Annotated in this window: 20 protein-coding genes; 9 read left to right on the top strand and 11 right to left on the bottom strand. The window is 59.3% G+C overall.

The window, feature by feature from the left end; all coding sequences use genetic code 11:
* The first annotated feature begins 26 nt into the window (after positions 1-26).
* Together ACQE3D_RS02410 and ACQE3D_RS02415 are read left to right on the top strand one after the other, a co-directional pair.
* On the top strand, positions 27-188 hold the full coding sequence (locus ACQE3D_RS02410; RefSeq protein WP_168033604.1) for a hypothetical protein: 162 nt from the start codon (positions 27-29) through the stop codon (positions 186-188).
* The gene (locus ACQE3D_RS02415; protein WP_071154979.1) at positions 188-610 is read left to right on the top strand and encodes a DUF2802 domain-containing protein; all 423 of its coding nucleotides are present in this window, start codon (positions 188-190) and stop codon (positions 608-610) included. The genes ACQE3D_RS02410 and ACQE3D_RS02415 overlap by 1 nt, the downstream gene beginning before the upstream one ends.
* On the opposite strand, the gene ACQE3D_RS02420 is transcribed toward ACQE3D_RS02415, so the two are convergent.
* Genes ACQE3D_RS02420 through ACQE3D_RS02440 form a run of 5 tightly spaced genes read right to left on the bottom strand, consistent with a single transcriptional unit; the run spans position 572 to position 5,281 of the window.
* Positions 572-1,429 carry a glycosyltransferase family 2 protein gene (locus tag ACQE3D_RS02420; protein ID WP_071154978.1) on the bottom strand — a complete coding sequence of 286 codons (858 nt, stop codon included), beginning with the start codon at positions 1,427-1,429 and terminating at the stop codon, positions 572-574. The genes ACQE3D_RS02415 and ACQE3D_RS02420 overlap by 39 nt on opposite strands.
* A complete protein-coding gene (locus tag ACQE3D_RS02425) occupies positions 1,426-2,169 on the bottom strand; it encodes a glycosyltransferase family 2 protein (protein WP_071154977.1) in 744 nt (247 codons plus the stop codon). The genes ACQE3D_RS02420 and ACQE3D_RS02425 overlap by 4 nt, the downstream gene beginning before the upstream one ends.
* Positions 2,162-3,364 carry an O-antigen ligase family protein gene (locus ACQE3D_RS02430; RefSeq protein ID WP_313729212.1) on the bottom strand — a complete coding sequence of 401 codons (1,203 nt, stop codon included), beginning with the start codon at positions 3,362-3,364 and terminating at the stop codon, positions 2,162-2,164. The genes ACQE3D_RS02425 and ACQE3D_RS02430 overlap by 8 nt, the downstream gene beginning before the upstream one ends.
* Positions 3,365-3,368: 4 nt before the next feature.
* Entirely contained in the window at positions 3,369-4,091 is a 723-nt protein-coding gene (locus ACQE3D_RS02435; RefSeq protein ID WP_313729211.1) for a glycosyltransferase family 25 protein, read from the bottom strand.
* A 20-nt stretch (positions 4,092-4,111) separates the two neighbouring features.
* Positions 4,112-5,281, bottom strand: a complete 1,170-nt coding sequence (locus tag ACQE3D_RS02440; protein ID WP_313729210.1) for a glycosyltransferase family 9 protein — start codon at positions 5,279-5,281, stop codon at positions 4,112-4,114.
* A gap of 77 nt (positions 5,282-5,358) precedes the next feature.
* Here ACQE3D_RS02440 and msbA point away from each other — a divergent pair, with 77 nt between their 5' ends.
* Positions 5,359-7,101, top strand: coding sequence for a lipid A export permease/ATP-binding protein MsbA (gene msbA, locus ACQE3D_RS02445; RefSeq protein ID WP_313729209.1), 1,743 nt, complete (start codon positions 5,359-5,361; stop codon positions 7,099-7,101).
* 316 nt (positions 7,102-7,417) lie between these two features.
* Positions 7,418-9,631 (top strand): hypothetical protein, encoded by a 2,214-nt coding sequence (locus ACQE3D_RS02450; RefSeq protein ID WP_313729208.1) that lies wholly within the window; start codon positions 7,418-7,420, stop codon positions 9,629-9,631.
* A gap of 70 nt (positions 9,632-9,701) precedes the next feature.
* Here the strand turns inward: ACQE3D_RS02450 and ACQE3D_RS02455 are convergent, their stop codons facing one another.
* A complete protein-coding gene (locus ACQE3D_RS02455; RefSeq protein WP_313729207.1) occupies positions 9,702-10,529 on the bottom strand; it encodes a cupin domain-containing protein in 828 nt (275 codons plus the stop codon).
* Positions 10,526-11,176, bottom strand: a complete 651-nt coding sequence (locus tag ACQE3D_RS02460) for a sigma-70 family RNA polymerase sigma factor (protein WP_313729206.1) — start codon at positions 11,174-11,176, stop codon at positions 10,526-10,528. Before ACQE3D_RS02460 ends, ACQE3D_RS02455 begins: the two co-directional genes overlap by 4 nt.
* A 278-nt stretch (positions 11,177-11,454) precedes the next feature.
* Here ACQE3D_RS02460 and ACQE3D_RS02465 point away from each other — a divergent pair, with 278 nt between their 5' ends.
* The 4 genes from ACQE3D_RS02465 (at position 11,455) to ACQE3D_RS02480 (ending at position 16,320) form a co-directional block, all read left to right on the top strand.
* Positions 11,455-12,123 (top strand): DVUA0089 family protein, encoded by a 669-nt coding sequence (locus ACQE3D_RS02465; RefSeq protein ID WP_313729205.1) that lies wholly within the window; start codon positions 11,455-11,457, stop codon positions 12,121-12,123.
* Positions 12,124-12,141: 18 nt separating this feature from the next.
* Positions 12,142-13,767 (top strand): DUF4331 domain-containing protein, encoded by a 1,626-nt coding sequence (locus ACQE3D_RS02470; protein WP_313729204.1) that lies wholly within the window; start codon positions 12,142-12,144, stop codon positions 13,765-13,767.
* 268 nt (positions 13,768-14,035) lie between these two features.
* The gene (locus ACQE3D_RS02475; protein ID WP_313729203.1) at positions 14,036-15,196 is read left to right on the top strand and encodes a hypothetical protein; all 1,161 of its coding nucleotides are present in this window, start codon (positions 14,036-14,038) and stop codon (positions 15,194-15,196) included.
* Entirely contained in the window at positions 15,193-16,320 is a 1,128-nt protein-coding gene (locus ACQE3D_RS02480) for a HupE/UreJ family protein (RefSeq protein ID WP_427551384.1), read from the top strand. The genes ACQE3D_RS02475 and ACQE3D_RS02480 overlap by 4 nt, the downstream gene beginning before the upstream one ends.
* 103 nt (positions 16,321-16,423) lie before the next feature.
* On the opposite strand, the gene ACQE3D_RS02485 is transcribed toward ACQE3D_RS02480, so the two are convergent.
* Together ACQE3D_RS02485 and ACQE3D_RS02490 are read right to left on the bottom strand one after the other, a co-directional pair.
* Complete coding sequence (locus ACQE3D_RS02485; protein WP_427551386.1) at positions 16,424-17,275, bottom strand: transglycosylase SLT domain-containing protein; 852 nt, start codon at positions 17,273-17,275, stop codon at positions 16,424-16,426.
* Positions 17,276-17,844: 569 nt separating this feature from the next.
* A complete protein-coding gene (locus ACQE3D_RS02490; RefSeq protein ID WP_064023921.1) occupies positions 17,845-18,042 on the bottom strand; it encodes a hypothetical protein in 198 nt (65 codons plus the stop codon).
* 188 nt (positions 18,043-18,230) lie between these two features.
* Between ACQE3D_RS02490 and ACQE3D_RS02495 the strand changes: the two genes are divergently transcribed.
* The gene (locus ACQE3D_RS02495; RefSeq protein WP_313729200.1) at positions 18,231-18,605 is read left to right on the top strand and encodes a DUF167 domain-containing protein; all 375 of its coding nucleotides are present in this window, start codon (positions 18,231-18,233) and stop codon (positions 18,603-18,605) included.
* Positions 18,606-18,722: 117 nt separating this feature from the next.
* Here the strand turns inward: ACQE3D_RS02495 and gatB are convergent, their stop codons facing one another.
* Together gatB and ACQE3D_RS02505 are read right to left on the bottom strand one after the other, a co-directional pair.
* A complete protein-coding gene (gene gatB, locus ACQE3D_RS02500; protein WP_313729199.1) occupies positions 18,723-20,159 on the bottom strand; it encodes an Asp-tRNA(Asn)/Glu-tRNA(Gln) amidotransferase subunit GatB in 1,437 nt (478 codons plus the stop codon).
* A 17-nt stretch (positions 20,160-20,176) separates the two neighbouring features.
* Positions 20,177-20,779: a Uma2 family endonuclease gene (locus ACQE3D_RS02505; protein WP_064023923.1), complete on the bottom strand. Its 603-nt coding sequence runs from the start codon at positions 20,777-20,779 to the stop codon at positions 20,177-20,179.
* Between the last annotated feature and the right edge of the window lie 7 nt (positions 20,780-20,786).

Raw genomic sequence — 20,786 nt, forward strand, 5'->3', positions numbered from 1 at the left:
AGCATTGCAGCCTCGGGAGGCTGGCCATGACTGAAATCACTCCGATTAGTCCCAACCCGCCGGTCATTGTCGTTCCTCGGGTCGAGCGCGACGAGCGCCAGCGTCGCGAGCAACGGCAACAACCGCCGACCAAGCCCAAATTGCCGCCAAACCGACAACCGGCCGAACACATAGACGAAAGAGTGTGATGAGCGAATATCTGCTTTGGGCTTTGACCGTAGCGGTCGTCGCGATGTTGTTGCTGATGCTCCGGTTGTTGCACGACCACCGCAAGCTCAGGCAAGCCTATGGTTTGCTGGAGGCGCAGATTCAGCGTAACCACGACGATTTGGCCGGATTGTGTTCGGCGGCGGTTGCGGTAGACCGGCGCTTGGCGAATGCCGACGCCAGACTGAATAGTATCGCCGAACGGGTTGCCGAGCGGCCGCGAGCCGCCCTGGACACGCCGGCGGTGGCCGAAGCCGTTGAGCGTCCCGCCCAAGGTTACGAAGATGTGATAGCGAAAATTCGCCGGGGTGTCGGCGTCGAGGATTTAGTGCGCGATTGCGGCTTGACGCGCGACGAAGCGGTGCTATTGACCCGCTTGCACGGCGGCCGGAGTCGTTTGTAATTCAAAGGTGTCGCCTACGCCGCGTTCGGCTCGAATCACAGCGGGGTCGGCGACTCGCGCCAACAGTCGTTGGTAGTTTTGGTCGTGGCGGCTCCGGTCGTTTTGGCGATGCCATAAATGCAGCACCGGTGCCGCGAAGCGGCCTTCCTTGCGGCGAATGCCGCAGTGCAGCAAACGGATCACCAAGTCCGAATCCTCGTACCCCCAGCCTTCGTAGATTTCATCGAAGCCGTTCACCCTGAAAAAGTCATCTTTCCAGACCGCCAGATTGCAAGTCATCGCGTTTTGCCAATGTTCGGCGCGCGCGTAGCGCCAAGCGGTCAATGGCAAATACAGCAAGGGCAGCCAGCGGTTGATCCGGCCGCACAGGCGTTGCACCAAGAAATACGCCTTGCTTCGACTGTGTAACGGCAAGCCTTGCCTTAACACCTGCTCGGTATAAGCCTGACTCAGCAGGCAGCGGTTCCCCGGCACGAAATAGCCGGTTTCGGCGAGTTGGCGGTGGCGGGCGACAAAGTCCGGCAAAGTCACACAGTCGCCGTCGACGAACAGCAGATAATCGCCCCGGCTGACCGCAACCGCCCGGTTACGTATCGTTCCGGCCCGGAAGCCGCGATCTTCGTGCCACACATGGCGGATCGGCCGGCTCGCAACGGCTTGCCATGCGGCAATCCGAGCGGCGGTTTCCGGTTGCGAGCCATCGTCGGCGACCAAGATTTCGAATTGACTGTCCGATTGCGCCAGTAAACCGGCCAAACAGGCATCCAGTGCCTCGGGCCAGTTGTAGGTGGCGACGATGACCGAAATCAGACCGTTCATCGATGTAAGCGGTGCAGTTCCCGCAATTTCAGATATTTGTAATACGCGCCCTCGGCATTGGAAATCGCCAGCATCAAGCCTTGCGGGCCGTCGAGAAAGCCGGCCTTGAGCACGTAGCCGCGGAAAAAAGTCCACAGCCCCTTGGCGATGGCCTTGCCAAGGCTGGCGCGCGCGCCGGCTTTGAACAGTTTCTCGGCACCCAGCGTCGAATAACTGTTGATTTTGTGCAGTACCTCTTCCGGATCGACGAAAGCCTCGTGTAACAACGGTTGGTTCAAACGGCCGATCGGGCCTTGCACTTCGACCCGTTCGTGAACTACCTCGTTGCTGAATCGGCCCGCGTCGCGCCGGAACAATCGCAAGACATAATCCGGCCACCAGCCGCTATGTTTAATCGGCCGGCCGCAGTAGCTGGACAGCCGGGGAATTTCGAAGCCTCGGATAGCATTTTGCCGGATGGCCTGTTGAATTTCCTCGGCCAAGGCCGGGCCGACTTCTTCGTCGGCGTCTAGCGATAACACCCAGTCGTGAGAGGCTTTATCCAAGGCCCGTTGCTTTTGCGGGCCGAAGCCGGGCCAGTCGGTCACGAACACTTGGTCGGTAAACTGCCGGGCTATCGCGACAGTGTCGTCGCTACTGCCCGAGTCGAGAACGACGATTTCGTCGGCCCAGGCCACCGAGGCCAGGCAGCGGCCGATATGGCCGGCTTCGTTTTTGGTGATGACGATGACGCTAAGCATCGTCAAGCTCGGCCGGTCGGCTCAGCAACGCGCCCAGAAAGAACGCCAACAGATAGCCCTCGGCGAACGTTTTGAAATGGGAATTGAACAGGCTGGAAGCACTGATCGCCACCAAAAAACTCGCGGCGATCGCGCCGTAAGGCCGATTCGCCAAGCCTTCCCGCAAGCCGACGCCGATGTAGGCTAAAAACAGCAGTACGCCGAAAATCCCGTTTTCGACCCAGATAAACAGATATTGGTTGTGCGGGTCGCCGGTACTCATCGCGTGCCAACCCTGACCGTTGAGTTTCGCCACTTGCTCGTAAGCCGGTTTGAAACCCGAGGTGCCATAGCCCAGCCAGGGATGCTCGCGGATCAATTGCCAGGTATTTCGGTAAAACACCACTCGCAGACCGATCGAGGTCTCGCTGGCGCTGGTTTGATAATGGGCTTGTTCGTCCAGCGTGACCTGTATCCGCTGTTGCACGGTGTCGGAGGTCGCGACGAACAGTGCAACCGCGACCGCCGCCGCACCGATGAAATACGGCAATTTCCGAAAACCGTACAGCGAGCCGAAAGCAAACACCGCCGCGACCGGCAGCGCCAGATAGCCGCTACGGGCGGTGCTGACGAAGAAAATATTGAACACGAACAGCGCGGCGGCGCTCCAGACCGCGATTTTCCAGCGCGGCGACAGTGGTTCGTGCAACACAAATATCGTACCCAGCAGCGCGGCCGTGAACGCCATGCTTTGCGTCGAATGATTGGTCATGAAGATGCCGGCGCCGCGGCCGCTACGCACCACCCAATCGGTCGCCCATAGTGGAATAGCGACGATAGCGGCGACGGCCATAACGCCGACGAAATAATAGACGAAGCTTTGTTGCCAGCGCCGCGATTGAAACAGGCCCAGCAGCATAAAGGCGTAAGCTAGTTTCTTCCAACTCGACAGGGTTTGCAGTTTGGCCGGCCAGTCCGTGTCGGCATAAAAGGTGCCGACGACCAGCCAGGCGTAAAACGCGACAATCATTTTGCCCAGCGGATGCCGCCACGATTGCCGCAGCGTGGCGAAGGCCTTTCCGGAAGCCAGCCAAGCCGCCAGCATGGCCACGCAAGCGATGCTGGTCGCGGCGGTGGACATCGGTACCGCGACGACCGCGAAAATCGCCAGTCCGCGGCTGACGTTCAGCGCGGTGTCGGAATAAGCGTGAGTCATGGAGTTAACGCCACAGTTGATAAATATATTTGCGTTTGAGTTTTTCCCAGCGGAATAGCCAACCTTTCAGCAACGGCGGCGGATCGCTTTCCAACGCGCTTCGAAACAAGCCGTTCTTGCTGCCTTGCTCGACGACCGGCTCTTCCAGCCATAGGATTTGAATGCCTAATTGCTTGTCGATGGTCTCGAACTGATTGTCGATCGGTTGCGCGATACGATTTTCGGTAATCCAATTCAGGCGTTTTTGCGCGGTGGCGGAGTCGATGATGTACGAATCGGCAAAGCGGCCGCGATGGCCGGGGTACAAATACTGGCCGGGGCGGCGCTGGCTTTTTGGCGTGAAAAAATTGCCGCCGGAACCGATGTAAATGACCTTGTGGCCTGGAAACCGCTCGCTTTGTTGCAGAGCCCGCGTTATGCCCAGCCGGAAGTCGGGACTGAACACCGCGTCGTCTTCCAATACCAGTGCGTGGCGGTCACCGGCGGCGGCGATGCGGCGTAGGGCTTCGACGTGCTTTAACGCGCACGATTGTTGGCCCGGCGTCAGGCCATCGGTGCTGAAGGTTTGACTTAGCATCTCGGTGGTCAATTCCTCGATATCCCAGTCCGTGACGAATTCGGCGCTCAAGCCGAATTCGGCCAATTGGCGTTCCATGAATTGGCGGCGCCCGGTGAAGGCTTTGACATTCAGTACCAGGATGCGGTCGAGCGTCGGCGATTCGGTCATGCAAAAGTCGAAAGTCATGGCTAAGGGACGATTATCGACGGTTTTACGTCAAAACACATCCGATTGTTCTCGTGATGCCGGACGATGGTCGCGGCTTCGCTGCTCCAGTCGGCGTCGATTGCGGCAATGACGCGCTCGGCCGGCAATTGTTCCAGGCAGTCGCTGCGGCTATCCCGGCGGCGCTCGCAACCTTCCAGTTGGCAGGGCAGGCAAGCGCGCGGCGCGGCGTCTTGAATCAGATGCACGTTGCCGACTTGGCCGGAGCCACACTTGGCAAACGGCGGCCTGTTTTCGGCGTAACCGGTCGGCCAGGGCGCCCATTTGCCGGGGTCGGTCGGCCCGAATAGCGCGAATACCGGCACGCCGGTCGCGGCGGCCAAATGGGTGATGCCGGTATCCGGGCCGACGAACAACGCAGCGTTGCCGATCAGCCGGCTCAGTTCGGCCAGGCTTGGACCACCGCTCAAATCCAAGACATCGCAAGCCAGGCCGGATTTGAATTCCGCCAAGACCTGGCGCTCGGCCGGCTGGCCGCTGCCGGTTAATACGATGCGATAGCCGCGATCGGCTAAAAATTCAGCCAGTTGCCGCCACTGCGCCAGCGGCCAGGCCTTGTAGCGCCATTGCGGTTGAATGTGCAGTACCGCATAGGCTTGGTTCGCTAGATCCGTGGGTAAGTCGAACGATGACTCGGAATAGGGCGGCGTCAGCCGGAATACCGGCGGAATGCCGAGGGGCGCGCAAAATCTCAGGTTTTCCAGCACCGCATGGCCGTAATCGTCGCCGAACACCAGCCAGCGGGTCAGCAAGCATTGCTTCCACCAAGCCTTGCCGGTTTGCTCCGGTACGAAGCCCAAACGGACTTTGCCGGCCGCCCAGGCATACAGCGTCGGCCGGTCGCCGGTCTGAGTCGAGATCGCCAAGTCGTAGCGGCGACATAATCGAGCCAGAATCGCCAATAATTCGAAAACCTTGGGTTTGGCCGGCACCGGAATCAGTGCGCTCACGTCCGGGTTGCCTTCCAGCATGCCGACGTTGCCGCGCGACAGCAGCACGTCGATGGCCGCGTCCGGATATGCCTGCTTTAGCGCGCTGAGCAAGGGCGTGGTCAACAGCGTGTCGCCCAGATAGCGCAGCGTTATCACCAAAATGCGTTTAGGTTGTATATTGAGCGGTTCGGGCGCCGGCATGCATTGTTGTGTCGATAATAAAGCCGTTATTTTAAAGGTAAACCGCATTGAGCAAGTCACAGAAATCACGCCAGACCATGACCGACAGTCAAGTCTACCAGCGCTTGATGCGCTTTGTGTTGCCGTACTGGCGGATGTTTCTGGTCAGCGCGTTCGGCTTTGCGATTTACGCCGCGACCGAGCCGGCCCTGGCGATGATCGTGCAGCGCATCATCGACAGTTTCAATCGCGAAGACCGCACCGGTATCGAATACCTGCCGCTACTGTTCGTCGGCTTGTTTCTAGTGCGCGGCGTCGGCTCCTTCCTCGGCAACTATTATCTGGCGCGGATTTCCGGCAACTTGATACACCGGTTGCGCTGCGACATCTTCGATCATTACACCGGTTTGTCGGTGCAGTATTTCGACAGCCATAACAGCGGTTACATGATTTCGCGGATCACCAACAACATCGGCGAAGTCACCCGTGCTACCTCGGATTCGATCCGTTCCTTCGTGCGGGAAGGCTTTACCGCGATAGGCTTGTTGGCCTATCTGGCGCACACCAATCTGCAGTTGTCGTTGGTGTTCCTGGCGATAGCGCCGGTGGTCGCGACGATGGTGCGCTACGTCGGCAAACGCTTGAAGCGCCTGAGCCGCAACATGCAGGACACCGTCGGCGATATTACTCACATTACCTCGGAAGTGGTGTCCGGCAATCGCATCGTCAAGAGTTTCGGCGGCGAAGATTACGAGCGCCGCCGCTTTCGCGACGCCAGCCTGGAAAATCGCCGCCAATACCGTAAGTTGATCATGACGGTGTCGCTGAACAACCCGTTGATGCAGTTGTTGATTTCGATCGCGCTGGCCGGCATGGTTTATCTGGCCTTGATCGTAATGCGCGACTCGACGCCGGGCGAATTCGCCGGCTTTTTCATGGCGGCGATTTTGTTGCCCAAGCCGATCCGCCAACTCAGCGACGCCAATTCCGAGATTCTGCGCGGCATCGCCGCCGCCGAATCCTTGTTCGAAGTGTTGGACGAACCGTTGGAACGGGATGGCGGGGATTACCAAACCGAGCGAGTTCAAGGCCGCATCGAGTTCAAAAACTTGCGCTTCAGTTACCCCGGCGCCGAGGTGCCTGCGCTGGGCGGCATCGACCTGACCATAGAACCCGGCCAGACCGTAGCCTTGGTTGGCGCGTCCGGCGGCGGCAAGAGTACCTTGATTAATCTGCTGCCGCGCTTTTACGACTATAGCGAGGGCGAGATCCTGATCGACGGCGTGGAGTTGAAACGCTATCAACTGGGCTGTCTGCGCCGGCAAATTGCGCTGGTGACCCAGCATGTCACGCTGTTCAACGCCAGCGTCGCCAACAATATCGCCTACGGCGCGTTGCAGGGCGCCGACCGCGCGGCGATCGAGCGGGCCGCCCGCGATGCTTACGCCACCGATTTCATCGAGCGGATGCCGGAAGGTCTGGATACCGAGATCGGCGAAAACGGCGTCAAATTGTCCGGCGGCCAACGCCAGCGCCTGGCCTTGGCGCGGGCGCTGCTAAAGGATGCGCCGATTTTGATTTTGGACGAAGCCACCTCGGCGTTGGATACCGAGTCCGAACGTTACATTCAAGCCGCGTTGAGCCGGGTGATACAGGGTCGAACCACGCTGGTGGTCGCGCATCGGCTATCGACGATCGAGGCCGCCGACGTGATTTTGGTGATGGACAAGGGCCGGATTGTCGAACGCGGCAGTCACGCCGAGTTGCTGGCCCGCGACGGTGCCTACGCCAAACTGCACCGGATGCAGTTCCAGCACGCCGACGCCGAAGGCGCCGGATAAATCCCCAACCGGCCGAACCCACCGGGTTCGGCCGTTCGCCCTCAATCCGCGCTTGTGAAAATCCACCTCGCCGGCCGGGTATTAGTTAACAGCCGCGCCACTCTCCGCTCTCTATAGTCGTACCGGGTAGAATCGAGGCAGGGGTGCTCTCCGATACCGGACTTTCAGTTCGCCACAAAACGCCAATTCGTTGGCGCGCCGGCCGCCGTCGTTGTTGGTGGCCATCGGCCATTTTCTCCGCCTCGTTCACGCCGCGTTCCGGCCGGTTCGCCCAACGAACCCGGCCGCCGACCATGTTTACGACGAGGGTACGACAATGGCTAAGTCCAATGAAAAAATGCAATTGCAGGTCAATTTCGAAAAGGCGCCGTGCCAGGAAATCCCGCTGGTCGGCTTCCTGTTCTCGCGGGGCGGACGCTTGCTGGAAAAGGCACCGGTCCAAAAAGGCCAGCTCGAACTCAAAACGCCCGACAAGAATCCTCGGGAATTGCGGCTGTTGATCGCCCCGGCGGCGGACGGTCGCATCGACGCGGTGACCACGCTGGCGGCCTTGGAAAAATTCAAGCCCTACGAGGCGAGTCTGGTTGCCAATCCGCGCGGCGGTTGGCTGGCGCTGACGATTCCCGACTTCGTCGCGTCGTTCTGGCGCTTGCGCATGTGCCGGATACGCGGTCGGGTCATCAAACAGTTCAGCATCGGCGACCTGACTCAGGATCGCGGTATCTGCAACGCGCGGGTACACGTTTGCGAAGTGGACAGAGTTCGCTGGTGGATAGACCGGATTCCGGACTGGGTGATTTTGAAAATTCCGGAAATCATCGTCGAACCGCAGTGGCCTATCCCGGTGCCGGAACCCGGTCCGGACTGGAGCGCGGTCGCCTTGAATCCGCAGCCCTTGCCGCCGGTGGAAAAGCCCGCATTCGGCGCGGTATCGGAACTGCGCCGCGACTGGTCCAGCCGCATCACCTTGGCGCAATCGGAGCGTTTGGCGGCCGTCTTGGACAGTAATGTCAGCCAGCGGCTGTTGTCGGGCAATGCACAGGCAATCCGCGGCGTGCTGGTCGAGCAGTTTCCGGTCTTCCACCCTTATTTTTGCGGCATCCCCTGGTTGTGGCCGTATTTTTACCGTTGCGACGAAATTGCGCTGACCTACACCGACCTTAACGGCGGCTTCGAAACCCAATACTGGTATTGGGACGACGGCGATCAACCGGATATCTATTTGTGGGTGGAATATCTGATCGACGGCGTTTGGACTACGGTCTATAAACCGGCAATTCCGTGCCATACCTACTGGAATTACGCCTGCGGCAGCTCGCTGACGGTGCGGATCACCGACCCGCGCGTGCGTTGGGAATGCAATGACGTGGTCGACGGCGACATCGTCTGGATCAAAACCATTGGCAGCAGCGCCAGCGTCGTGCATATTCAGCAAACCGATCTGAATGTGCCGGTACAGGGCAAAAACTTCAATCGGATCGGCTTGAGCGACGTGTCGGTGTGGGCCAGTCCGAATCCGGTCGGCGAGTTCCGGCGGCCGTTCGGCGGCGGATTGAGTTTTGTCGTGCAGTTCGGTAGCGGCTTGCCGAGCAACGGCATGTATTACTACCGCTGGAACTATCGCAAATTGCGCAACGCCGATCTGTCGCCGGCCGCGCCGATGTTGCCGGCATCGCTGCACGGCGGTCAGGCGCTTTACAAATCCTATACCTACGAATTCTTCGATGCCGCGCTGCATAAACACATCGGTGTCAATAGCTTCAAATTGGGGCCGGTGACGAAAAACGGCCATGACGATTTGTTCGTGATTCCGCCGGCCTATCCCAGCGCGGCGCCGGTCAGCGCGCCGGAATTGAATCCGCTGTGGGATCAGAACACCGTCACGGTCAGCTTCGATTCGGCCAAATTTGCCGACGGTTTGTACGAATTCACGTTGGAATTGTTCGACGTTAACGGCAACAAACTGACCGCGATCCCGCGCCAGTTATTCCAAGTGCCGGACTATGCGAGTTTCGCGCCGTCGCTGGATGCGCCCGACGCTTATGTCCAACTCAGCGCGCCGGGCAGCGCGTCCGCTTATCGGATGAACGCGCGGATCGACAATCAACGTTGCGAGGCGCAAATTTACCAAATCAAGGTTAACGGCAGCGAAGTGGCCAGCAATTGTTGCGGATTCGTGCCGTATCCGCCGAATGCCAACATCGAAGTGGCATTCCGGGCCTACCATCCGCACAACTTCGCGACCTTCGATTTCGTCGTGCAGAAAGGGACTTGCGACGATCCGGTGCAATCGGCGTTAACCCACGCCGCCGGCCTGGTGATCGGCGATGTCGGCGTTTACGGCCGAGATGCCAGCAGCATTTACCGCCACGGTTTTACCCCGGCGCAATTGTTGGGAATCTGTAGCGCGGAAGGCAAGGCCGCGTTTGCCGAGCAACTCGGCGTTTCGGTGTTGACCACCGACGGCAGTTATCGGTTGTACACGCTGGATGCCTCGGCGCTGGCGGCGTTCGCACTGGAGCCGGTGTAAGCGCTTAACCGGGCGAGTTCGTCGAATCACGCTCGGACAACGCGATGCCGGACGACGCTTAGCCGATGTTTTACCGTTCGCACGGCGCGCCGCGCACGAACAGCAGCGCGCCGGACTCGGATTCGGCGTTGCCGTGCCGGCTGCCGGCCGGCGCCATCTGATAGTCGCCCGGCAGCAGCAAAATGTCGCCCAAATACAGGTCGCCGGATAGCAGGATGCACTCTTCATCGATCGGATGAGCATGACCGCTAATGCGGCTGCCGGGGGCGAAGCGGTAGTAACTGGATTCCAGTTCGCCGTCGCGATACAGCACCCATTGTTCTATGCCGGGCGCCAGTTCGCGCCAGTCCGCCGCCGAATTCAGGTAACAGCTTTGCGAGCGGTCCGCGCCCGGCAGCAGGCCGCCCAAGACTTCCCGGATCACGCCGGGCGTATCGCCGAGCGAGGTGCCGCGCAGAAAGGCCAGCGCTCCGGTTTCGGAATGGATGGCGCCGTGCCGGCTGCCGGCCGGCGACACATGGTAGTCGAATTGGCCCAATCGCAGGTCGTCCATCGTCAATTCGCCGTGCAGTACGATTCCTTCCTCCAGCCAGTTATGGCGGTGCGGCATCAGCGAGGCTCCCGCCGCGAAGTCAATCAACACCGATCCGCCTCGAGGCCCGTCCCACAGGGTTTTGTAACGCACGCCGGATTTCAAATCCCGCCAGACGCCGTGGCGGGTGCGTACCGTCAACAAACCGGCGTGACTCGCCAGACTGTCGGCGACTTTGGTCAGCAAACCTTGACGCATCGCTTCGCGTTGCGGCGCGGCGACCGGCAGCGGCGTCAGCGCGTCCAGCAGTTGCGCGGCAATCGGCTCGGCGGCGTCGGTGGGCTTGCGGGGTGGGTTGTCGGTCATTCGCGATAATCCTCGCCTAGGTTGATCGATAAAGACTGTTGCATGCCGAGCAAGGCTCGACGGATGTGCGACTTGACCGTGCCCAACGGCAAACCGCTGCACTGCGCGATTTCCTCGTGGCTCAGCCCGCGCAGAAATGCCAGCGACACCAATTGCCGGGGTATCGGGTCCAGGGCGGCGAGCGCGGCATGCACGCGATGGCCTTGTTGGGTGGCGGCCAACACGTCGATCGGTGCTTGCCCGCCTGGCCCTTCGATCGCCGCCCATGCTTCCGGTTCCAAGTCGGTCAGGTCCGAGTCGAATTGGCGCAGCAAGTCCAAGGCCCGACTGCGCGCGATGGTCAGGACCCAGGCCTTGACCGTGCCGCGTTCCGGATCGAAGCGCGGCGCTTGCCGCCAGACCTGCCAGAAGGTGTCCTGCACCACTTCTTCCGCGCTGGCCGGTTGTTTCAGAATACGCAAGGCCACACCGTAAACCTGCTCGACCATCGCGTCGTACAAGATTCCCAGCGCCGCCTGATCTTGATCGACGATGCCGGCCAACGCTTGCCGCAACGCGGTATCGGCGGCCATGTTGGCATCGAGGTCGGGAATCGGGTGGGTTTCGGTCATGTCGCCGTCGTGGTGGTTATAAGTGCTATACGCCATTCGTCCGAGTTTGGATGCAGCGGGGCCAAGTTGGCTTCGGCAGTCGCGATGAACTCATCGCATCGGCGTATCGCGCGGAGGGCGGCAAATGCCGGGAAATTTCGGCGTTTTTGTCTCCCGTACGGCCATAAGCCGGCGCTATCCAAAAATTTATCACCGCTGTTGCATCCAAATCAGCGGAGTCCCCGTAGTAGTCATTGCAGGCCAGGCACCGATGCGCGTTAGCGCGGTTGGTCGCCGAAGAGGCTTGCATTTTGACCCATGACGAGGACATTCCTATGAAAACACAACTCTACGCGGCGATCCTGAGCGGCTGCCTGATCGGCGGGCCGGCCGGGGCCGCCGATTTCGATTTTGCCGGCAATTTCAGCCGGGACAACTCGGTGGTCCGCTTCGATTTCAGTATCGCCAATCCCGGCAACGTCACGTTGTTTACGGCGTCGTGGCTGACGGGCGGTTTCGATCCGATTTTGACGCTTTGGGACGCCAGCGGTCAACTGCTGGCCGAACAGGACGACGGCAACGGCGGCGGAATCGCATTCTCGAACGGCGTGCCGCTGAGCTACGGCGAATTCGACAGCTATCTGACGACCAATTTGGTGGCCGGCGATTACATCGCCACGTTGACGCAATACGACAACTTGGCGGTTTCCAGCGCGCTGGCCGACGGATTTTTACGCGATGCCGATCCCTGGTTCACCCAGGTGTTCGGATGCGGTAACGCTCAGTTCTGCGAGGGTTCGCTAGTCGATGGCAACGGCGATTTGGTCGATGCCAATCGCACGTCGGCCTGGGACTTTCATATCGTCGGCGTCGATGCCGCGCAAGCCGCGACGGTTCCGGAGCCGCCGACCGCGATGCTTTTGCTGGCGTCGGCGATGTTTTTTGGCTTGGGCCGCTGGGCGCAACCGCGTAACCGGGGCGGCATGACCTCGGCCATTGTTTAAACGTTTGGGAGCATGACCATGAAATCGATAAATCGCTATAGCCTAAGTCTGATCGCCACGTTGCTCGCCTGCGGCGCATCGTCCACGCAAGCCGCCAACCACCGCGAAGCACCGTTGACCGCGCTGGATGCCAAGGCCGACATCACCGATTGGTTTGCGTTCGTCAGTTACGACGATCCCAGCAAAGTCACGATGATTTTGAATGTCGATCCCTTGCTGGACCCGAGCAACGGCCCGAATTATTTTCCGTTCGATCCGGAAATCCTCTACGAAATGAAAGTGGACAACGATTTCGACGCCGACGAAGACCTAACCTTGCAATTCCGTTTTAAAACCGAATCCCGCTTGCCGGGCGTGTTTACCGGCTTCGTCGGCATCGGCGACGGTCTGAACACACCGTTCAATTCGCCGGTGCCGCTGCCGGCCGGCACGCCGCTGGTACCGGCGGCGATTTCCGCGTTGGATGGGCCGGGCTCGGAAGGCTTGGGCTTGCGGCAGAGCTACACGGTGACGCTGATCAAGGGTAAGGGTAAAAACCGTCAGGTGCTCGAGTTGAACGGCGGGCAAAAACTCTATGCGGTGCCGTCCAACGTCGGGCCGCGCACGATGCCGGATTATCCGGCGCTGGCCAAACAAGGTATTTACGACTTGGCTGGCGGTATTAAAGTGTTTGCCGGCACCGTCGACGATCCGTTTTACATCGATTTGGGTGCGGCCTTCGATACCTTGAATTTTCGGAGCGGCGCTTCCGGAGTCGGCGTGGCCGGCGTGTTGAGCGACGCGCAAAGCGCCGACGACGCGCGTAACTTCGCGCCCGACGACGTGGCCGGTTTCAACGTCAATGCTATCGCCATCGAACTGCCGATCGCAATGTTGACCCAGGACGGCAAATTGCACGGCGCCAACGAGGCTTTCGCGGTCGTCGGTACTTATGCCACCACATCGCGGCCGCGTACCAAATCCTATGCCGAAAAACCCGGCGGCCGGCCCAAATTGGCCAACGCTTATACGCAAATTCAGCGGATGGGCAATCCTTTGGTCAACGAATTGCTGATCGGTACCGGCGACAAGGACAAGTTCAGCATGAGCGAACCCAAGCAAGACGGCGATTACGCCGCCTACGTCGTTGATCCGTTGATCGCGCGGGTCCTTAATGCCGCGACGGCCGGCGTGCTGCCGGTGCCGGCGCCGCCGCGCGTCAATCCGGACCAACCGGCGTTCGATTTAGGCCCGTTGGTGTTTTACTCGGCGCCGATTTGTCCGGCCTGCACCAGCGAGCAACGCGGGCCGATCGCCGATTTACTCAGGCTGAACACCGGCATCGCCCCCGCATCCGCGACCGCGCGTAAACGGATGGGTTTTCTGGCGGGCGATAGCGCGGGTTTTCCGAACGGCCGGCGGGTATCCGACGACGTCCTGGACATCACCGCGCAAGTCGCGGTCGGCGTGCTGCGCGCCGGTTTCGGCGCGTTTCCCAACAACCGGGTCGGCGATGGGGTCAACGCCAACGACCGAAATTATCAGGAGGGTTTTCCCTACGTGGCCTTCGCCAATAGCGGCCGGCAAAGTCGGCACGTCGATCCCGGCGAAGCCGGTTGCGCCGACAGTTTGACCTCGGCGGCGGCCAATTGCCCGGAGCAATAGTCGTTGGTCGGTCGGGCGCCGAAGTTTGGCGCCCCCATGATGCTAACCAACGATCATGAATCGTTTTTGGAAGCGAAATAAGGCGTTGGCTGAGCGGAGTCGAAATAAGGCGGTGGCTGAGCGGAGTCGAAGCCAGGGATTTCGCTCGACGCCGCTCAGCGAACGGCATAGCTGACATTGAGGTGTTCATCCCCTCACTCCGTCGGGAGAGGGTGTGTTTACTTCGCGTTGAATAGTTAGCCAATTTGAATGCAAACAGGAGCTATCGATGAGACATTTACTATTGACGGTGCTACTGGCGTTCGGACCGATTGCCTTGGGTCAAGCCTTCGTACCGGCGGACGACGATCGGGTTTTGGAAGTACTGCCTGAGCGCGGCGGCGATGCGCAACTTCGCGCGTTGCGCGAACAACTGCGGGCGATGCCGGACGACCGGGCGCGGGCTTTGCAGTTAGTGGAGCGTTACATCGCGTTGGGACGGGCGGAGGCCGATCCGCGTTATTTCGGCCGTGCCGAGGCGGTGTTGGCACCGTTGGCTCGCGCTAACCCGTCTCCCGAGATTCTGACCTTGCGCGCCGTGCTGGCCCAGAATCGCCACGATTTTTCGGCGGCTCTGGCCGATTTGCGGCGAGCGCTGGCTTTAAGACCCAGGCTGATTGGGGCCTGGCTGACGCAGGCGGCAATTCATCAGGTGCAGGGACGTTATCCCGAGGCGCTGCAAAGCTGTTTGACCGTCAGCCGCCTGGCGGCCGGTTGGTCCGGGCGGGTGTGCGTCGAGTCCGTGTTGGCCGACAGCGGCCAGCTCGAACCGGCTTACCGGCGCTTGGCGGCGTTGTTGTCGGTTGCCGGCCCGGAGTCGGCCGACGAAAGGCAATGGGCCTGGACCGTGCTCGCTGAAATGGCGGAGCGGCTGGGCGATACCGGTGCGGCCGAACGCCACTACCGGCGGGCCTTGGCTATCGGCCGGTTGAGTGCGTACCCATTGGCCGGTTTTGCCGATTTTTTGCTGGATAGACAGCGCTATGCCGAAGTGCTTGAGTTGTTGACCGGCGAGCAGCGCGCCGACGGCTTGTTGTTGAGGTTGGCCTTGGCGGAGCGGCAGTTGGGGCATTCCGAAGCCGAAGGGCACCGGCGGACGCTGGCGGCGCGTTTTGCCGACAGTCGTCGCAGGGGCGATACCAGTCACCAGGGCGAAGAAGCCCGGTTTGAATTGCAATTGAATAGCGAACCCGAACAGGCTTTGGCGCTGGCCGCCGCCAATTGGCAAGTGCAGCGCGAGCCGCGCGATGCCCGTATCTTGCTGGAAGCGGCGATTGCGGCCGGCAAGTTCGACGCCGCTCGCGACGTATTGACGTTTTTGGCGCGAACCGGCTTGGAAGATGTGCGTTTGCGGGACCTGGCGGCACAGCTCGCCGGGAGGGCGACATGAGACGCTGGCTCGTATTTCTGATATTGATCCTCGGCAATTGCGCCGCTTCGGCGCACAAGGCCAGCGATGCGTATTTGAGCTTGACCTGGAACGGCGAACGCTGGGTCGGCCGCTGGGACATGGCGCTACGCGATTTGCAGGAAGCGGTCGGTCTGGACCAGGACGATGACGGCCGCATTACCTGGCGGGAGTTGCGCGAGCACGGCGATGCCGTCACGGCGCATGCGTTAAGCCGTTTGGACATCAGCGGCGACGGCCGGGTCTGCCGCTTGGACGGCGAGGGCTTGCGGGTCGACGAACACAGCGATGGCGGTTACGCGGTACTGGATTTTCGGGTGGATTGTCCGGCGACCGTGCGGCAATGGGTGGTCGATTACCGCTGGTTTTTCGAATTCGACGCGCGCCATCGCGGCTTGTTCAGTCTAGTTGCACCCAGCGGCACGCGCGGCGCGATGTTTAGTCCCGAGCAACCGACGCAGACCTTCGAGCTTGCCGGCAAAGGTGGCATCTGGCCTGAGCTGGCGGCGTTTGTCCAAGAGGGGATGACGCACATCTGGGCCGGCTACGATCATCTGCTGTTTTTGTTGAGTTTGCTATTGCCGGCGGCGTTGGCGCGCGACGGTTTGACCTGGCGGCGCAAGGGGAATCTCGCCGAAATTGGCACCGATGTGTTGGCGGTGGTGACGGCGTTTACGCTGGCCCACTCGCTGACGCTGGCGTTGACGGTTTGGCAATATTTGGCGCTGCCTAGTCGTTGGGTCGAAGCGGCGATTGCCGCTTCGGTGGCGGTCGCCGCGCTGAACAACATCTATGCCTGGTTTACCGAACGCCGGGTGTGGTTGGCCTTTGGTTTCGGATTGATTCACGGCATGGGCATCGCCGGCGTGCTGTTGGATCTGGCGTTGCCGAAATCCGGGCAAGCGTTGGCCTTGCTGGGGTTTAATCTCGGCGTCGAATTGGGGCAATTGGCGATTATCGCGGTTGCTTTGCCGTTGATCTATTGGGGTAGCCGGCAGCGCTATTATCCGGTTTGGGTCTTGAAATACGGCTCGACCGGTATTGTAGGGCTAGCGCTGATTTGGTTGGTCGAGCGCGGTTTGGATGTGGCGATATTGCCGAGTTGACCAAGTCGCGATTGTCGTCGGCGGAACTGGGTATGTCGTTGGGAACCGGTTGAGGCCGGTAATCGATTCGTAATCTTGGCGTAAAGCAGCCGCGCGGATTCGATTAGGTTTTAACTTCGATGACCAGATTTTTTTGCGGCGACTGCGGCGGGATGGGGTGGGTGGCATTGGGATACCACGCCAGGATTTGCTTCACATAGTTCTGAGTTTCGGTATAAGGCGGAATGCCCTTATAGCGCTCGACGGCTTTCTCGCCGGCATTGTATGCGGCCAGAACCAGATCGACCTTGCCTTCGAAATGGCGCAACAGCCAATGCAGATAAGCCGTGCCGCCCTTGATGTTTTGCACCGGATTCCAAGCATCCTTGATGCCGAAGCGCTCCGCAGTTTCGGGTATCAATTGCATCAGACCCTGGGCGTTTTTGCCGGACAGCGCGGTCGGATTGAACGCCGATTCGGCTTTGATGACCGCCATCACCAATTGCGGGTCGATGCCGTAGACTGGCGCGATTTGATTGACCCAGGCCTCGACGATTTGCCGGTTGGGGTTGTTGTCGGTTACCGTCACCGTCACGACCGGTTCCGGGTGGCAGGCTGGGTCTTCGGTGGCCGGAGCGTCGCCGAAGCGGCTCAACATGGTTTGAGCGTGATGGTCGCCGCGGTCGGCGGCTTGTTTGAACCAGTGACTGGCCAGCGGCAGATCCCGTTTGACGCCGCGACCGTTGAAATACATAAAGCCCAGGCCGTAAGCCGATTCGCTGTCGCCGGCCAACGCGGCCTTGCAATACATTTCGAAAGCTAATCCGTAATCTTGTTTGATGCCGCGGCCGTGCTCGAAATCGGCGGCGGTTTGGCGCAATTGCGCCAAGTTTAGCGGGGAGGCAACGTCGGCGGCGGATGGCGTGGCGGTGGCAAGCAGCAGGCCGATCAGCGGAAAATATTTCAGGTTCATCATGTTCTCGTTCTGTATTGCTGAGACTGGGCTTTCACAAACCCGGCCGGAAAAGAACGGTACCCGTTCTCCAAGCTTCCAGCTACCGTATACATGGCAAGTGCGTAATCGCCCGGAAGGCTGCATCGCCTGCAATGGCCGATCTTACAAAATCGTAAGGTCGCGCTTGAAATGGCTATTGATCCGTCTAGTATTAATCTCAGCGTGAGAACCAGTTCAAGTTTTTCGTACTATATCGAGCGGCTATCTCGCTTGACATTGCCCAGATGGGCAGTTTTACGGTCGAAACTATACCACACGGCGATTGTCGGCGGAATTGCGCGGCGATGACCCGGACCGGTGTAAACTAGCCTCGATTAGGCTAGTCGCGGCAGGCTGCACAAGGCTTAGGCAAGTGTTCGACTGAACGTTAGGGTTAGTTCGGCAGTCGTCGATATTGTCGATCGGCCAACAGTTTTTCAGGTTTTCCAGGATGGGTCCGTGATCGGAGCGTGGGCCTTAGGAGTGTTGTTGCCGCCAACTGACCATCCCTTGCCGCTCGGCATGGAGCCTTGCGGCAAGGGATGTGATTTCTATAAGTTTTTCAACAGTCGCCGCACCAGGTTGCGAATCGGCATGTTTTGTTGGCGGTAATCCTGGAATAAGCGTTCGATGTCGACCGGATTGAGGTATACGTAAGCTCCGTAACCGGTTTGAGCGATAAACTCGCCGCTCAAGTTGTCCATAAAGGTAGTCAGTGCAATGCTGTTGGGGTGGTTGACGGTGTTCATGGCGGTTCTCCCGATAGATGTTTTGTTTTTATATAAGCAGTTCGCGTGCCATAAATAAATAGTTTTTATAAAACAAAGAGTTGTTTTTATTTTGCGGGTTGCGTCATTTTGTTGTCGGAGTGTTTTGTTAGAATTCGCGACGACATGACGTACATTTACGCTATATCGTGGCGACAACGAAGGGTGACATGGCAAATCCGAAACTTAAGAATCCGCGAGGCCAGGGCGGGACTGGAGATCAGGGGCGGTCTGGACCGGTGTCGTTCTGCGCTTGGGACGGGGATGTCTTGGTGTTGAACGTGCTTGGCACGCCGAGCGCCAAACGCGATGTCATCGGCAAACCCAAGGGCGCTCAACTGAAAATCAGCGTTACCGCGACACCGGAGGACGGCAAGGCCACCGACCACATGGTCCGGTTTTTGGCCAGGGAGTTTGGCGTGACGATCAAGGATATCCAAGTCGTGTTCGGTCAGTATCACATCAACAAGCAACTGCGAATCCGGATGCCGAAGCGTTTGCCGCCGGTCGTCGAAGCGGAGTTGGCGGCTTCGGCAAGCAGCTAGTCATTCCGCTGCGAGCCGGGCTTGGAGAGCCGGCGTCATTTCGGGTCATTGCCGCCGAAAGGTCGGAAGCGCTGAGCCGGACAAAACCGCTTCGGTAAATGCCCGCTATCGACGGTTTTAATCCTTTAATTTGGCAACCAACATTTTATTCACTTCTGCGGGGTTGGCCTTGCCTTGGGTTTCCTTCATGATTTGGCCGACCAGCGCCATCAGCGCCTTGTCTTTGCCGGCCCGGTATTGTTCGACCGGTACCGGATTGGCGGCGATGACCTTGTCGACGATGGCTTCGATGGCGCCGGTATCGGTGATTTGCTTCAAGCCTTCCTGTTCGATGATTTGATCCGCCGTTGCGCTGCCGTTCCAGAGTTTGTCGAACACCTGCTTGGCGGTCTTGCCGGAGATGGTGTTGTCGGCAATGCGTTTCAATAGGCCAGCCAAGCGTTCGGCGCTGACCGGGCAGGCGTCGATTTCCAAGCCGGCTTTGTTCAATGCGCCGAGCACGTCGCCGGTTAACCAATTCGCAGCCAACTTGGCTTCCCCGGATTCGGCCGCGACTAGTTCGAAGAAGTCGGCCAATTCGCGCGATGAGGTCAGCGTGGCGGCGCTTTCCGCATCCAACGCGTATTGCTCGATGAAACGGTGCTTTTTGGCGCCTGGCAATTCCGGCAATGTGGCGCGAATTTCAGCCTTCAGGGCTTCCTCGACGATCACCGGCAACAAGTCCGGGTCCGGGAAATAACGGTAATCGTTGGCTTCTTCCTTGCTGCGCATCGAGCGGGTTTCGTCTTTGTTGGCGTCGTACAAGCGGGTTTCTTGGACCACTTTGCCGCCGGCTTCGATGATGTCGATTTGTCGCTCGATTTCGTGATTGATGGCTTTTTCGACAAACTTGAACGAATTGATGTTCTTGATTTCGGCACGGGTCCCGAATTCGGCTTGGCCTTTGGGGCGAACCGAAACGTTGGCGTCGCAGCGAAACGAGCCTTCCTGCATATTACCGTCGCAGATTTCCAGATAACGTACTAGCTCGTGTAGTTTGCGCATATAGGCCACGGCTTCCTTGGCGGAACGCATGTCCGGCTCGGAGACGATTTCCAGTAGCGGCGTGCCGGCGCGGTTCAGGTCGATGCCGGTCAGGCCGTGAAAATCTTCGTGCAGCGATTTGCCGGCGTCTTCTTCCAAGTGGGCCCGGGTGATGCCGATGCGTTTGGTTTCGCCGTCGACTTCGATATCCAGATGGCCGTTGCCGACAATAGGTCGTTCGAATTGGCTGATTTGATAGCCTTTCGGCAGGTCGGGGTAGAAATAGTTTTTGCGAGCGAAGATCGAGTGCGGTGCGATTTCGGCATCAATAGCCAGGCCGAAGGTTACCGCCTTGCGTACCGCGTCTTCGTTCAATACCGGCAATACGCCGGGTAGTCCCAAATCCACCGCGCAAGCCTGGGTGTTGGGTTCGGCGCCGTAGGCAGTCGCCGCGCCGGAAAAGATTTTCGATTTCGTAGAGAGTTGGGTGTGGATTTCCAAGCCGATGACGGCTTCCCATTGTGAGCTCATGTTGCTTTCCTTTAAAACTATTCGGCAAAAACGTCGTTCAGGTCGATTTGCAGGTCGGGGAATAAATAGGGGATGGCAATCTCGTCGCCGGCGTGCATGGCGTGCAGTTGGTATTTTTCGTTCTGATCGAGCACGAATTGATGGACTGCTTGCTCGTAAGGATAAACCGTCCAATATTCCGTCACGCCGTTTTCCTGATACAGCTGGTATTTCAGACGCAATTCCTTTTGGCTGTTGCCGGGCGATAAAATCTCGATGATCCAATCCGGCGCCCCATCGCAGCCTTGTTCGGTCAGTTTGTCTTTGTCGCAGATCACGCACAGGTCGGGCTGGATGACGCTGAAAACTTCGCGGTCTTGAAGCAAGGATTTACGGCGGTCGTAGAGCTTGACGTCGAACGGCGCAGGGTAGAGTTTGCAATCCTTGTGCTTAAAGTAGTTGCCAAGGCTGACGGCAAAATTTAGCGATACGCTTTGGTGCTTTCTGCTCGGCGCCGGCGACATGGCCATGATCTTGCCCTTGATCAGTTCGACCGACTCCTCGAGCTGCCAAGTCAGGTAATCGGCGTAACTATAGGTGCCGTTAGGATCCAATTGTGATAATTGCGTGATCGGCGCCATATTGCCC

Source organism: Methylomonas sp. MS20 (assembly GCF_050275925.1).
GTDB lineage: Bacteria > Pseudomonadota > Gammaproteobacteria > Methylococcales > Methylomonadaceae > Methylomonas > Methylomonas koyamae_A.

Bases quoted from the DNA above. Each gene is read 5' to 3' on its own strand.
- ACQE3D_RS02410 (WP_168033604.1), top strand. From the start codon at position 27: ATGACTGAAATCACTCCGATTAGTCCCAACCCGCCGGTCATTGTCGTT.
- ACQE3D_RS02415 (WP_071154979.1), top strand. From the start codon at position 188: ATGAGCGAATATCTGCTTTGGGCTTTGACCGTAGCGGTCGTCGCGATG.
- ACQE3D_RS02420 (WP_071154978.1), bottom strand. From the start codon at position 1,429: ATGAACGGTCTGATTTCGGTCATCGTCGCCACCTACAACTGGCCCGAG.
- ACQE3D_RS02425 (WP_071154977.1), bottom strand. From the start codon at position 2,169: ATGCTTAGCGTCATCGTCATCACCAAAAACGAAGCCGGCCATATCGGC.
- ACQE3D_RS02430 (WP_313729212.1), bottom strand. From the start codon at position 3,364: ATGACTCACGCTTATTCCGACACCGCGCTGAACGTCAGCCGCGGACTG.
- ACQE3D_RS02435 (WP_313729211.1), bottom strand. From the start codon at position 4,091: ATGACCGAATCGCCGACGCTCGACCGCATCCTGGTACTGAATGTCAAA.
- ACQE3D_RS02440 (WP_313729210.1), bottom strand. From the start codon at position 5,281: ATGCCGGCGCCCGAACCGCTCAATATACAACCTAAACGCATTTTGGTG.
- msbA (WP_313729209.1), top strand. From the start codon at position 5,359: ATGACCGACAGTCAAGTCTACCAGCGCTTGATGCGCTTTGTGTTGCCG.
- ACQE3D_RS02450 (WP_313729208.1), top strand. From the start codon at position 7,418: ATGGCTAAGTCCAATGAAAAAATGCAATTGCAGGTCAATTTCGAAAAG.
- ACQE3D_RS02455 (WP_313729207.1), bottom strand. From the start codon at position 10,529: ATGACCGACAACCCACCCCGCAAGCCCACCGACGCCGCCGAGCCGATT.
- ACQE3D_RS02460 (WP_313729206.1), bottom strand. From the start codon at position 11,176: ATGGCGTATAGCACTTATAACCACCACGACGGCGACATGACCGAAACC.
- ACQE3D_RS02465 (WP_313729205.1), top strand. From the start codon at position 11,455: ATGAAAACACAACTCTACGCGGCGATCCTGAGCGGCTGCCTGATCGGC.
- ACQE3D_RS02470 (WP_313729204.1), top strand. From the start codon at position 12,142: ATGAAATCGATAAATCGCTATAGCCTAAGTCTGATCGCCACGTTGCTC.
- ACQE3D_RS02475 (WP_313729203.1), top strand. From the start codon at position 14,036: ATGAGACATTTACTATTGACGGTGCTACTGGCGTTCGGACCGATTGCC.
- ACQE3D_RS02480 (WP_427551384.1), top strand. From the start codon at position 15,193: ATGAGACGCTGGCTCGTATTTCTGATATTGATCCTCGGCAATTGCGCC.
- ACQE3D_RS02485 (WP_427551386.1), bottom strand. From the start codon at position 17,275: ATGATGAACCTGAAATATTTTCCGCTGATCGGCCTGCTGCTTGCCACC.
- ACQE3D_RS02490 (WP_064023921.1), bottom strand. From the start codon at position 18,042: ATGAACACCGTCAACCACCCCAACAGCATTGCACTGACTACCTTTATG.
- ACQE3D_RS02495 (WP_313729200.1), top strand. From the start codon at position 18,231: ATGGCAAATCCGAAACTTAAGAATCCGCGAGGCCAGGGCGGGACTGGA.
- gatB (WP_313729199.1), bottom strand. From the start codon at position 20,159: ATGAGCTCACAATGGGAAGCCGTCATCGGCTTGGAAATCCACACCCAA.
- ACQE3D_RS02505 (WP_064023923.1), bottom strand. From the start codon at position 20,779: ATGGCGCCGATCACGCAATTATCACAATTGGATCCTAACGGCACCTAT.